General features: G+C 61.4%; 13 protein-coding genes. 5 read left to right on the top strand and 8 right to left on the bottom strand.

Translation table 11 applies throughout. The features are described from left to right. Window positions 1-76: 76 nt before the first annotated feature. The 7 genes from Q0P52_RS09815 to Q0P52_RS09785 form a co-directional block, all read right to left on the bottom strand. Window positions 77-694: a hemolysin III family protein gene (locus Q0P52_RS09815; RefSeq protein WP_293761326.1), complete on the bottom strand. Its 618-nt coding sequence runs from the start codon at window positions 692-694 to the stop codon at window positions 77-79. Between the two features lie 167 nt (window positions 695-861). Then, window positions 862-1,518 (bottom strand): adenylate kinase, encoded by a 657-nt coding sequence (gene adk / locus Q0P52_RS09810; RefSeq protein ID WP_293761324.1) that lies wholly within the window; start codon window positions 1,516-1,518, stop codon window positions 862-864. Window positions 1,519-1,596: 78 nt separating this feature from the next. Next, window positions 1,597-2,358: a 3-deoxy-manno-octulosonate cytidylyltransferase gene (kdsB, locus tag Q0P52_RS09805; protein WP_293761322.1), complete on the bottom strand. Its 762-nt coding sequence runs from the start codon at window positions 2,356-2,358 to the stop codon at window positions 1,597-1,599. Further along, window positions 2,355-2,537, bottom strand: a complete 183-nt coding sequence (locus Q0P52_RS09800; protein ID WP_293761320.1) for a Trm112 family protein — start codon at window positions 2,535-2,537, stop codon at window positions 2,355-2,357. The genes kdsB and Q0P52_RS09800 overlap by 4 nt, the downstream gene beginning before the upstream one ends. Continuing rightward, on the bottom strand, window positions 2,527-3,510 hold the full coding sequence (gene lpxK / locus Q0P52_RS09795) for a tetraacyldisaccharide 4'-kinase (protein ID WP_293761489.1): 984 nt from the start codon (window positions 3,508-3,510) through the stop codon (window positions 2,527-2,529). The genes Q0P52_RS09800 and lpxK overlap by 11 nt, the downstream gene beginning before the upstream one ends. A 50-nt stretch (window positions 3,511-3,560) precedes the next feature. Next, window positions 3,561-3,980, bottom strand: a complete 420-nt coding sequence (locus tag Q0P52_RS09790; protein ID WP_293761318.1) for a biopolymer transporter ExbD — start codon at window positions 3,978-3,980, stop codon at window positions 3,561-3,563. 6 nt (window positions 3,981-3,986) lie between these two features. After that, the gene (locus Q0P52_RS09785) at window positions 3,987-4,604 is read right to left on the bottom strand and encodes a MotA/TolQ/ExbB proton channel family protein (protein ID WP_293761316.1); all 618 of its coding nucleotides are present in this window, start codon (window positions 4,602-4,604) and stop codon (window positions 3,987-3,989) included. Window positions 4,605-4,988: 384 nt separating this feature from the next. Here Q0P52_RS09785 and xseA point away from each other — a divergent pair, with 384 nt between their 5' ends. Together xseA and Q0P52_RS09775 are read left to right on the top strand one after the other, a co-directional pair. After that, window positions 4,989-6,344, top strand: a complete 1,356-nt coding sequence (gene xseA, locus Q0P52_RS09780) for an exodeoxyribonuclease VII large subunit (RefSeq protein ID WP_293761314.1) — start codon at window positions 4,989-4,991, stop codon at window positions 6,342-6,344. Between the two features lie 159 nt (window positions 6,345-6,503). Beyond that, a complete protein-coding gene (locus Q0P52_RS09775) occupies window positions 6,504-6,959 on the top strand; it encodes a DUF4442 domain-containing protein (protein WP_293761311.1) in 456 nt (151 codons plus the stop codon). A 39-nt stretch (window positions 6,960-6,998) separates the two neighbouring features. Here Q0P52_RS09775 and Q0P52_RS09770 read toward each other — a convergent pair whose 3' ends face one another. Further along, window positions 6,999-7,295 (bottom strand): metalloregulator ArsR/SmtB family transcription factor, encoded by a 297-nt coding sequence (locus tag Q0P52_RS09770; RefSeq protein WP_293761308.1) that lies wholly within the window; start codon window positions 7,293-7,295, stop codon window positions 6,999-7,001. A gap of 110 nt (window positions 7,296-7,405) precedes the next feature. Here Q0P52_RS09770 and gpmI point away from each other — a divergent pair, with 110 nt between their 5' ends. The 3 genes from gpmI (at window position 7,406) to Q0P52_RS09755 (ending at window position 11,787) form a co-directional block, all read left to right on the top strand. After that, window positions 7,406-8,926: a 2,3-bisphosphoglycerate-independent phosphoglycerate mutase gene (gpmI, locus tag Q0P52_RS09765; protein ID WP_293761305.1), complete on the top strand. Its 1,521-nt coding sequence runs from the start codon at window positions 7,406-7,408 to the stop codon at window positions 8,924-8,926. 74 nt (window positions 8,927-9,000) lie between these two features. Further along, a complete protein-coding gene (locus tag Q0P52_RS09760) occupies window positions 9,001-10,320 on the top strand; it encodes a peptidoglycan DD-metalloendopeptidase family protein (protein ID WP_293761302.1) in 1,320 nt (439 codons plus the stop codon). A 27-nt stretch (window positions 10,321-10,347) separates the two neighbouring features. Next, window positions 10,348-11,787 (top strand): S41 family peptidase, encoded by a 1,440-nt coding sequence (locus Q0P52_RS09755; RefSeq protein WP_293761299.1) that lies wholly within the window; start codon window positions 10,348-10,350, stop codon window positions 11,785-11,787. Window positions 11,788-11,802 lie beyond the last annotated feature (15 nt).

The raw sequence follows: 11,802 nt of genomic DNA, 5'->3' as shown, positions 1-11,802 counted from the left end.
GCTTCGCCATAAAAAAACCGGATTGAAATCCGGTTTTTTTATTGTCCTGGCGCCTGCAAGGCCTACTTGCTCCGCATCAGGCCACGTAACCCATGACACTGACGAACTGGCAAGCGCTGCCCGCCAGTACGAACAGATGCCAGATACCGTGCCCATGACGGATCTTCTCATCATTGATAAACCAGTAAATGCCCACGCTGTAGATCACCCCGCCCAAGGCCAGCCAGAACAGGCCCCAAGGCTCCAGCCGCTCAACCAGCGGCACAATCGCCACCAGCACCAGCCAGCCCATCACCACATACAGGATCATGGACAGCACCCGGGTGCGACGCCCCAGCGTCAGCTCCTGGACAATGCCGAACAAAGCCAAGCCCCACACCAGTCCGAACAAGGTCCAGCCCCATGGGCCTTGCAGGGTTACCAGCGAAAACGGCGTGTAACTGCCGGCAATCAAGAGATAGATGGCCGAGTGATCGCACTTTTGCAGAATGGCCTTGGCCCTGCCCTTGACGCTGTGATACAGCGTCGACACCAGATACAGCAGCACCAGCGTGCCACCATACAAACTGAAACTGACAATCTTCCACGGATCGCCTTGCAAAGCGGCCACCACCACCAACCAGACCAGCGCGCCAACTGCGAGCAACGTGCCCGCCAAATGGCTCCAGCCATTGAATCTTTCACCGTAATACATATGCCTGCCTCGTCGCCTTGAATTCGTGCATCAGGATTGGTACATCGCGCACTTAGCGAGGTTCCCAGTTTGCCGAAGAAAATTCCTAGCGACCATGCGCCAACGCAAATGCGCGAGCGCATGAAAAAGGCGGGCTTGCGCCCGCCTTGTCAGTCCGGGCCACCCTTTCAGGCACCCAACGCTTTCAACACATTGCCGCGCACCACATCTACCGCTTGCGTGCCGTCGATCTTCACGTACTTGGGCGCTTTGGCGTCGCCGCTGGCGGCGCGCTGACCATAGAAACCCACCAGTACTTCGGTTTGCTCATGATAAACGGCCAAGCGCTTCTTGACGGTTTCTTCCTTGTCGTCGTCGCGCTGAATCAATTCTTCGCCAGTCACGTCATCCTTGCCAGCCACTTTGGGCGGGTTGAAAGCGATATGGTAAGTGCGGCCCGAAGCCACGTGCACGCGACGACCGGCCATGCGCTCAACAATGGCAGCGTCCGGCACATCGATTTCCACCACGTAGTCGATATCCACGCCGGCGGCGATCATGGCCTCGGCTTGCGGAATGGTGCGCGGGAAACCGTCAAACAGAAAGCCATTGGCGCAATCGGCTTCCGCGATGCGCTCTTTTACCAAGCCAATGATGATGTCGTCGCGCACAAGGCCGCCGGCATCCATGATGGCCTTGGCTTCCAGCCCCAGCGGGGTGCCGGCTTTTACAGCCGCGCGCAGCATGTCGCCGGTGGAGATTTGCGGGATGCCAAAAGCTTCACGGATGAAGTTGGCCTGGGTTCCCTTGCCGGCGCCCGGAGCGCCCAACAGAATCAATCGCATATTTACTCCCGTCAGTTTGTATGTCGTTTATGTCGATACTTTGTCTGACCGTCTCTCGCGGTCTGTTCGCTGGCGACGTCAAGCGCCGGCGAATATGGCGCGCACCCGCTCCAGGTCTTCCGGCGTATCCACGCCGGCAGCCGGAGCCTCGTCCACCGTGGCCACCATGATGGCGTGGCCGTGCCATAGCACGCGCAGCTGTTCGAGCGCCTCGAAGGTTTCCAGCGGCGCAGGGGCCAGCGAACTGTAAGTCTTGAGAAAACCAGCCTGATAGGCGTACATGCCGATGTGCCGCAACACGGGTAGGTCGGGCGGCAGCGCGTTCGTATCGTGTGCGAACGCGTCGCGAGCATAGGGAATGGGCGCGCGGCTGAAATACAGCGCGCGGCCAACGTGGTCCAGCACTACCTTGACCACATTGGGATTGAACATGTCGGCGGCCGCGTGAAAGGGGTGCGCCACCGTGGCCATCGGCACGCCGCTATCGGCCATCAGCCGGGCCAGGCGGTTTATCAGGGCCGGGTCGATCAGCGGCTCGTCGCCCTGCACGTTCACGACGATGCGGCCATCATCCCACGGCTGGGCAGCCACGACTTCGGCCAACCTGTCGGTGCCGCTGGCGTGGTCCGGGCGCGTCATGACCGCCTGTATGCCGTAACGGGCACAGGCGGTAAGAATATCAGGGTGATCCGTCGCCACCAGCACTTGACCGGCGGCGCTCTTCGCAGCCTGCTCGGCCACGCGCACCACCATCGGCTTGCCGCCGATGTCGGCCAGCGGCTTGCCCGGCAGACGGCTGGAGGCCATGCGGGCGGGGATCACCACACTGAACGGGGTCATTGAATCTCTTCTTCCGGTGCCAGCTCGCGGGCTTCGGCTTCCAGCATCATGGGGATGCCGTCACGGATCGGATAGGCCAGACGGTCGCCCTTGCAGATCAGCTCCTGGCGGGCCTTGTCGAATACCAGCGGGCCCTTGCACAGCGGGCAAACCAGAATGTCCAGAAATTTAGCGTCCATGTTGTATCTTCAGTTGCGTGAGTATCCAGTCGGCCAGATCAGGCTCCAACCGGGCCGTGACCGGCAAGACCCATAGTCTAGCACGCTGCGTCGCATCATGAATCACCGCCGACAATTTCACCGCGTCCTTGGCGGTCACCAGAATCGCGTCGGCATCCTCCGGCAAATCCGCGGCGCTGAAATCATGATGATCGGGAAAAGCCAACTCGCGCTGCGGTGCGATACCAAGCGCTTTCAAGGTGTCGAAAAAACGCTCCGGGTGGCCGATGCCGGCCATGGCGGTCACGCGCAAGGTGGAGAATGCGGAAGCAGGCCGAGAAGGGGTTCCTAGGTCCAGTGGATGCAGCCTGCCCGGCGTCAGCGACATGCCGAACACCGGCGGCATGCCGGGCTCACTGGCGAATGCAGGCGCACCGCCGCCATTGACCACCACAGCCTGCACGCTGCGCAGGCGCGATACCGGCTCGCGCAGCGGGCCGCCAGGCAACAGACGGCCATTGCCCACCCCCCGCCGGCCATCCAGTACGGCGATTTCCAGATCGCGCGCCAGCCGATAGTGTTGCAGGCCGTCGTCGGTGAGGATCAGCCGTAGCTCGGGGTGGCGCGCCAACAGCAGACGCCCGGCGGCCACGCGATCTCGCCCCACGGCCACCGGCGCGCCCGAAGCCGCCAGCAACAAAGGCTCGTCGCCCACCTCCTTCGGCAAACTGCCTCGCGACAACAACACCGGCGCAGCATGATTACCGCCGTAGCCTCGGCTGATGACGCCCACCGGCACGCCGGCAGCCTGAAACTGACGCAGGAGGGACAGGGTCAGCGGGGTTTTGCCCACCCCGCCCACATTAATGTTACCGATTACCACCACAGGCACCGGCAGCTTCTGCGCCCGCAACAGGCCTGCGCGATAGAGTCCACGCCGCAGGGCGGACAAGAGAGCAAACAGCCCTTCCAGCGGAGCCAGAAGGGCTGTCATCCACCACACTGGCTGATACCAGTGCCGTTCGATGCGTTGTGCTAAACCGCTCACTGGCTCGGCGTCTCCGTCGCGAAAGTCAGCTGGGTGAGGCCGGCGCTGCGCGCGGCCTCCATGACAGAAATCACGGATTGGTGCGTGGCGCGACCCGATGCGGCCACAATCACCACCGGGTCTTTTTTGCCGGCCGAGGCATCCTTGAGCTGCGCGACCAGCCCAGGCTTGTCGCCGGCCGCCAAGCGGTGGCCGTTCACCGACATTTCGCCGGTTTCCGCTACTTCCACCGTGATTTCAGTGGGCTTGTCCTGTACAGTCTCGCCCTGCGCGGTGGGCAGGTTGATCTTCATTTCCGAGAAACGGGAATAGGTAGTGGTCACCATCAGGAAAATCAGGATGACCAGCAATACGTCGATGAGCGGAATGAAGTTGATTTCCGGCTCTTCACGATGGCGTCCGCGACGAAAATCCATGCTGAGTTATCCGTGACCGTTGCTGCGTTCGCCGTGCACCACTTCCACCAGCTTCACGGCTTGCGACTCCATCTCCACCAGCAGGCTGTCGACGCGAGCGCGGAAATGGCGGTAGAACATCATGCTGGGAATAGCCACGATCAAGCCGAAAGCGGTGTTGTAAAGCGCGATGGAGATACCGTGCGCCAGCTGTTGCGGGTTGGTGCCACCGGGCGCTTGCGAGCCGAAGATCTCGATCATGCCGATCACGGTGCCCAGCAGCCCTAGGAGCGGCGCCATGGCGGCGATGGTGCCCAGCGTGGTCAGAAAGCGCTCCAGTTGATGCGCCACCACGCGGCCCTCGTCTTCGATGGCCTCTTTCATGACGTCGCGGCTGACGTTGACATTGCGCAAACCGGCGGCGAACAGGCGGCCCAGCGGGGAGTGATTGACCAGCTGATGCAATAATTCGCCGGACGCGCCAGCGCGGCGGTATTCGGACACGGTCTGGGCCAGCAGGCCTTCCGGCACGATCTGCGCGGCGCGCAAGCTGAAGAAGCGTTCGAAGATGATGGCCAGCGAAATCACCGAGGCCGTGATGATGGTCCAGATCGGCCAGCCGGCCGCTTCAATGATTGACCACACGAAACTTTCTCCACAAGGCTGTGCTAAACGCTAGACTTTAGCGGGTATCAGGGGTGCTCGGCAACCTTGGCTTGTTGGCGGGCCTTCTCTTTTTGAGCACATTGGCGCGCGGTTTTAAGTAATCCGCCTAAGCCGTGAATTTGTAAGGATTTTTTGCCGACATCCACAATATCTGTGGATAACTTTGTTGATAAGCTTGTGAAAAGCGGCGGCAAAACCCGCCAGACAAGCTTTCCGCTGCGAGTGCCCGCAAATTGGGCTTAAAACGCAACTTATTGATTTATATGGACATTCACTTGCGATATCAAACGCTATCGCATTGCATTGTCCGACAGTTTACAAGCGGCAAAATACTGAATCGCCGCTGTGGATGACTTGACAAACATGAATTTCAACAGTCCTGCGCAAGATGTCATCAGTGTCTCCTCGCTTAACAGGATGGCGCGCGACCTGCTCGAATCCGGCCTGCCCCCGATGTGGATAGGCGGAGAAATTTCCAACCTGACGCTGGCGGCCTCCGGCCACGCCTACTTTTCTCTGAAGGATGGCGGCGCTCAAGTGCGCTGCGTGATGTTCCGCCACAAAGTGTCGCTGCTGCCCTTCCGCTTGAGTGAGGGCCTGCAGGTGGAGCTCAAGGGCCTGGTGACATTGTACGAAGCCCGCGGGGATTTCCAGATCAATGTAGACACCGCCCGCGCCGCCGGCCTGGGCCGCCTCTACGAAGCCTTCGAGCGGCTGAAGCAGCAATTGGCGGCGGAGGGGCTGTTTGACAAGACGCGCAAGCGGCCGCTGCCCACGCATCCGGCCGCCATCGGCATCGTCACCTCGCCCGCCGCCGCCGCGCTGCGCGATGTGGTCACCACCCTGCGTCGCCGCATGCCCGGCATCCCGGTCATTCTCTACCCTGCGCAAGTGCAGGGCGACGGCTCGGCAAGGCAGTTGGCCGAAGCCATCGCCACCGCCGGCCGGCGGCGTGAGGTGGAAGTGCTGATCGTCTGCCGGGGAGGCGGCAGCATTGAAGACTTGTGGTCGTTCAATGAAGAAATCGTCGCCCGCGCCGTGGCGGCCTGCCCGATTCCCACCGTCAGCGGCGTTGGCCATGAAACCGACTTCACCATCTGCGACTTCGTCGCCGACCAGCGCGCCCCCACCCCCACCGCCGCCGCCGAACTGGTCTCGCCCAGTCGCGAGCAATTGCGACTGCAAGTGGACAACGCTCGCCGCCATCTGGAACGCGCGCTCTCGCGCCTGCTTACCGACAAGAGCCAGCGGCTGGACTTTCTCGCGCGCCGACTGGCGCACCCTGGCGAAAAGCTGCGCCAGCAGCAGCAGCAAGTGCAACAGGCACGCCTGCGCTTGAGCCGCCGCATGAACGAGCTCTTCGGCCAACGTCGTTGGGCGCTGCAGTTAGCCTCCACCCGGCTGGCGCGCCACCAACCCCGCCCTGCAGAAACCGCGCAAGCGCTGGAGCGACAGGCGCTGCGGCTGGCCCGCGCCGCCAGCCAGCAGCTGACCGAGCGTGTGCAAAAACTGCAGCGACTGGAGGCCACGCTGACCGCGCTCAATCCGGAGGCTGTGCTCAGCCGCGGTTACGCCATCGTGCAAAAGCGCAATGGTCAGGCCGTGAAATCGCCCGCAGATCTTACCCAGCGAGAACGCGTAGTACTGAGGTTGGCCGAAGGCGCTACGGAAGCGGTGGTGGATCACCCGGTAGGCGCGCAGCCTGAGCTGCCCTTCTAAGACGGGCCTTGGCACGCTGACTGCCTGGTCAGGCGTTCATACCGCCCCGGTTAAAACGGCGCCTGCGCAGGCCACACCGATGCGGAGAAACCGGCGATTTGCTTGACATGGGTCAATAAATCGCCAAGCATGATGTTCAAACAACCGTTTGAACCTGCCATGAAAATCACTCCCCGCTGGGTCAAGACCATCATCAACCTCTGGCCGCCCTTTCTCGGCGCCGGCATCAAGGTGTGCCATATCGCACCGGACTGGAAGCAGGTGGACGTCAGCCTGAAACTGGGCCTGACCAACCGCAACTACGTCGGCGTGCATTTCGGCGGCAGTCTGTACTCCATGACAGACCCCTTCTTCATGCTGATGCTGATGAACACGCTGGGAAAAGATTACTACGTGTGGGACAAGGCCGGCGCCATTGACTATCGCAAACCGGGCAAGGGCGTGGTGACGGCGAGCTTCCGTGTGAACGACGCATTATTGGACGACATCCGCGCCGCGACAGAGAACGGGGACAAATACTTGCCGGAACTGCAGGTGGATGTGGTGGACGAAAGCGGCGAAGTCGTCGCCACCGTACAAAAAACGCTATACATCAAACGCAAGAAAGGCCGCTGAAAGCGGCCTTTTTCACATATTTTCGAGCTGGCGATCCTGTCAATCGACAAAACCACAGAACACTTCGCGCATCATCTTCAGCACTTCCAGTGTGCGGATATCGCCCACCCGGTAGTAAACGCGGTTGGCGTCCTTGCGGGTGCGCAGCACGCCCTTGTCGCGCATGATGGCCAAATGCTGGGAGATGTTGCTCTGCGAGGTGCCGACTTGTTCAACAATGTCTTGCACACTCACTTCCTGGTCCCCCAGAACCGAAATGATCTTCAGACGCAGCGGATGCGACATGGCCTTCATGGCCCGCGATGTCTGCTCGATCTGATCGTCGTTGAACAGCAAGCTTCGCTCCTAAGATAGTAATTCGTATTTATATTGGTTTGACTACGGTACAATGGTACTGAAAAAAATCAACATTATCAAGAATTTCTAATATTCTGATTGTGGACATCATGAACCCCATTACACCGGTATTACTCCTCATCCTTGATGGCTTCGGCCATCGTCTCGAAGGCGACGACAACGCCATCCTCCACGCCGAAATGCCCGTCTGGCGCAAGCTGTGCAAGGATTTCCCCTATGGCGTGATCGATGCTTCCGAGGGCTTTGTCGGCCTCCCCGGCGGCCAGTTCGGCAACTCGGAAGTGGGGCATTTGAATATCGGTGCTGGACGGATTGTCCAACAAGACATCAGTCGCATCGACTGCGATATCGAGTCCGGCGACTTCGCCAAGAACCCCGTTTTGCAGCAAGCCATCGCCGCTTCGGCCAACGGTACGCTGCACATCATGGGCCTGCTGTCCGACGGCGGCGTGCACAGCCATGAAAACCATATCCACGCCCTGATCCGCGCCGCTCAGGCCGCAGGCGTGCCCCGCATTCTCGTACATGCTTTCCTGGATGGCCGGGACACGCCGCCGCGCAGCGCCGAGCTCTATCTGAAGCGCCTGGACGCCGTGCTGGCCGACTGCCCGAACGCGCGTCTGGTCGGCGTCACCGGCCGCTACTGGGCCATGGACCGCGATAAGCGCTGGGAGCGCGTAGAACCGGCTTACCGTTTGCTAGTGGAGGGCGAAGGCCTGCATCACGCCGACAGCGGCCTGGCCGCGCTGGCCGCCGCCTATGCCCGTGAGGAAAACGACGAATTTGTCTCCGCCACCGCCATCGGCGACAAGGCCTCGATGCAGGATGGCGATGTGGTGGTGTTCATGAACTTCCGCGCCGACCGCGCCCGCCAACTCAGCAGCGCCCTCACCGACCCGGCTTTCAACGGCTTTGCCGCGCGCCAACCCAAGCTGTCGCTGTTCGCCACCCTCACCTCTTACGGCGAGGCCTACAGCAACCCGGTAGCCTACCCGCCGCAGAAAATCAGCAACGGCTTCGGCGAATACCTCGCATCGCTGGGCCTGAACCAGTTGCGCATCGCCGAAACCGAAAAGTACCCGCACGTCACTTACTTCTTCAACGGCGGCGAAGAGCAGGTTTACCCGGGCGAAGACCGCATCTTGGTGCCGTCGCCCAAGGTGGCCACCTACGACCTGCAGCCGGAAATGAGCGCGGAGCAGGTTACCGACCATATCGTCGAAGCCATCGGTTCCGGCAAATACCACGCCATCATCTGCAACTACGCCAACGGCGACATGGTGGGCCACACCGGCAACTTCGCGGCGGCCGTCAAGGCGGTGGAAGCACTGGATCACTGCGTGGATCGTTGCGTGCAAGCCATGCGCGCCGCCGGCGGCGAAGTCATCATCACAGCCGACCACGGGAACTGCGAGCAAATGTACGACTCTGTGCACCACCAGCCCCACACCCAGCATACGCTGGACAAAGTGCCTTTCCTCTACGTTGGCCGAAAGGCGACCATAGAAGAAGGCGGCGCATTGCGCGACATCGCGCCTTCGCTGCTGGCCATGATGGGCTTGCCGCAACCGGCGGAAATGACGGGTCGCTCCTTGATCCGCTTCGCCTGATACGGCAGTCGGCATGCATAAAGGGCAGGCCCGTCCTGCCCTTCCATCGTTTCACCCTTTTGCCCGGGAATGGCATGAAACCGTATTTGTTGATCGCCCTTGTTTCCGGCCTGGCCCAGGCGGCCACGCCTTCCGCATCCACCGCACTGTCTACTGCGCCGCAACAGCAGAACCTGCAATCGGTGCGCAAGGAAATCGACAGCCTGAAAAAAGACCTCGCGCAGAAACAAGCGGTGCAGCAGGAAGCCAAGTCGGCCATCAAGGAATCGGAACAGGCCATCGCCCGCACCAATGCCGCGCTGGCCACGCTGGAAAACAAGCAGAGCGCCTCCGCCCAGCAACTTGCCGAGCTCAAAGCGCAGGTGCAGGCCACCCAGCACAAACTGGCAGAAACCCGTCAGCGGGTCGGCCAGATGCTGGCGCGTCAATACAAGAACGGCGAGCATGACGCGATGAAGCTCATGCTCAACCACGACGACCCCAATCAAACCTCGCGCGATCTGGTGTACTACCAGCATATCGCGCAAGCCCAGCAACAACTGGTGGCGCAACTGATCACCCACCAGCACGAACTGGAAGCCTTGTCTTTCCAGCTGGAGCAAGAACTGTCCCGCCTGGACAAACTGTCCAACAACAAAAGCAAAGAGAAGAACGCGCTGGTGCAAAGCAAAAGCGCCCAGCAGCAGCAAGTCAGCAAACTGACCTCCGACATCCAGGCTGGCCAGAGCCGGCTTACCAAACTGCAGGAAGACGAGAAACGCCTTACCAGCCTGATCGCCCAGATCAACAAGGAAATCGAACGCCGCCGCAAGGAAGCCGAACGCAAGGCGGCGGAAGAGCGCAAAGCCAAACAACTGGCCGCCCGCAAGGAAAACGAGCGTCGCCGCAAGTTGGCCGAAAGCGCCAAGAAACAAGGCAAACCGGTGCCTGAAGTAGCCAAAAAGCAAGTACCGGTGCCGGAAGACAAAACCGTTGACGATGTGGCGGACACCAGCGCGGCCGGTAAAGCGTTCGCCAGCCTGCAAGGCCGCATGAAAATGCCGGTGGCCGGCCAGCTGGCCGGTCGCTTTGGCGCAGCGCGCAGCGAAGGCACCTCCTGGAAGGGCGTCTTCATCCGCACCGCCGCCGGCCAACCCGTGCGCGCCGTGGCGGACGGCACCGTGGTTTACGCCGATGCGCTGCGCGGATTCGGCAACGCTGTCATCATTGACCACGGCGGCAACTACATGACCGTGTATACCGGATTGTCGGCTATCGGCCGCGCCAACGGCAGCAGCGTCAAGGCCGGCGACAGCATCGGCAGCACGGGAGCACTGGACAGCGGCGAAGCCGGCCTGTACTTTGAAATCCGACACATGGGACGACCTCTCAACCCGCAAGCCTGGGTACGCTAACACAGGCCCCGGAGACCAACATTCAACATGACTAGTCAACGCATGAAGAAACTGGCCTGGCTGTGCGCCGGCGCTTTTGCCGGCGCGGCGCTCACCCTGAGCGTACAGGCCTTCGCCGACAAAGAACCCACCGTTCTGCCACTGAACGAACTGCGCACGTTCGCCGAAGTGTTCGGCCGCATCAAGCAGGACTATGTCGAGCCGGTCGACGACAAGAAGCTGATCAACGAAGCCATCAAAGGCATGCTGACTGGCCTCGACCCGCACTCGGACTACATGGACGCTGAGGCCTTCAAGGAGCTGAAGGAAGGCACGCAGGGCGAATTCGGCGGACTCGGCATCGAGATCGGCGCAGAAGACGGCCTGGTGAAGGTGGTGGCGCCCATCGAAGACACGCCGGCGCAGAAGGCCGGCGTGAAGAGCGGCGACCTGATCGTCAAGATCGACGACACGCCGGTGCGCGGCCTTAGCCTCACCGACGCCGTCAAGCGCATGCGCGGCAAGCCGGGCACCAAGGTGACGCTGACCATCGCTCGCAAGACCGAGACCAAGCCGCTGGTAATCCCCATCACCCGCGCCGTCATCAAGACCAAGAGCGTCAAATACAAGCTGCTGGAACCGGGCTACGGCTATGTGCGCATTACCCAGTTCCAGGAACACACCATCGAGAATCTCGCCGATGGCGTAGCCGCGATGTACAAGGAAAACAAAGCCCCGCTCAAAGGCCTGGTGCTTGACCTGCGCGACGATCCGGGCGGTCTGCTGACCAGCGCCGTGGGCGTCTCCGCCGCCTTCCTGCCCAAGGATGCGCTGGTGGTGTACACCGAGGGCCGCACCGCCGACGCCAAGATGCGCCTTACCGCGAATCTGCAAAACTACAATCGCCCCGGCGTTGCCGACCCGCTGGCCAAGCTGCCTGATGCCACCCATCAGGTGCCGCTGGTAGTGCTGGTCAACGGTGGCTCGGCCTCCGCTTCCGAAATCGTGGCCGGCGCGCTACAGGATCACAAACGCGCTGTGCTGGTGGGTACGCAAACCTTCGGCAAAGGCTCGGTACAGTCCATCCTGCCGCTGGGCAACGCCGGCGGCATCAAGCTGACCACCGCGCGTTACTTCACCCCGAGCGGTCGCTCCATCCAGGCCAAGGGCATTGTGCCCGACGTGGTGGTGGAAGACGCCACCCTGACAGCGGCGGAGCAGGCCTTGCGCGTGCGCGAAGTTGATCTGGAAAACCACTTGTCCAATCCCAACGGCGATGAAAGCCCGGCCAAGGCCGCCAAGCCCGCAGCGGTGAAACCGGCAGCCCCGGCGGTGGTTCCGCCTGCGGCCCCGGCGTCGCCCAAGCCGGAGGACAAGAACGCCAAACCGGACAATCCGCGCGAACCCAACCCGAAAAACGACTACCAGCTGTCCCAGGCGTTGAACATCCTCAAGGTTCAGCAAATCATCACCAAGCCAGCCAACTGAGTCGAACGCTGCCCA

The sequence above is a fragment of the uncultured Aquitalea sp. genome, from assembly GCF_945957525.1.
In the GTDB taxonomy this organism is placed as follows: Bacteria; Pseudomonadota; Gammaproteobacteria; order Burkholderiales; family Chromobacteriaceae; genus Aquitalea.
This window is presented reverse-complemented; position numbering and strand designations above follow the sequence as displayed.

Bases quoted from the DNA above. Each gene is read 5' to 3' on its own strand.
- Q0P52_RS09790 (WP_293761318.1), bottom strand. From the start codon at position 3,980: ATGGATTTTCGTCGCGGACGCCATCGTGAAGAGCCGGAAATCAACTTC.
- Q0P52_RS09800 (WP_293761320.1), bottom strand. From the start codon at position 2,537: ATGGACGCTAAATTTCTGGACATTCTGGTTTGCCCGCTGTGCAAGGGC.
- gpmI (WP_293761305.1), top strand. From the start codon at position 7,406: ATGAACCCCATTACACCGGTATTACTCCTCATCCTTGATGGCTTCGGC.
- lpxK (WP_293761489.1), bottom strand. From the start codon at position 3,510: ATGACAGCCCTTCTGGCTCCGCTGGAAGGGCTGTTTGCTCTCTTGTCC.
- Q0P52_RS09775 (WP_293761311.1), top strand. From the start codon at position 6,504: ATGAAAATCACTCCCCGCTGGGTCAAGACCATCATCAACCTCTGGCCG.
- xseA (WP_293761314.1), top strand. From the start codon at position 4,989: ATGAATTTCAACAGTCCTGCGCAAGATGTCATCAGTGTCTCCTCGCTT.
- Q0P52_RS09760 (WP_293761302.1), top strand. From the start codon at position 9,001: ATGAAACCGTATTTGTTGATCGCCCTTGTTTCCGGCCTGGCCCAGGCG.
- Q0P52_RS09755 (WP_293761299.1), top strand. From the start codon at position 10,348: ATGACTAGTCAACGCATGAAGAAACTGGCCTGGCTGTGCGCCGGCGCT.
- adk (WP_293761324.1), bottom strand. From the start codon at position 1,518: ATGCGATTGATTCTGTTGGGCGCTCCGGGCGCCGGCAAGGGAACCCAG.
- kdsB (WP_293761322.1), bottom strand. From the start codon at position 2,358: ATGACCCCGTTCAGTGTGGTGATCCCCGCCCGCATGGCCTCCAGCCGT.
- Q0P52_RS09815 (WP_293761326.1), bottom strand. From the start codon at position 694: ATGTATTACGGTGAAAGATTCAATGGCTGGAGCCATTTGGCGGGCACG.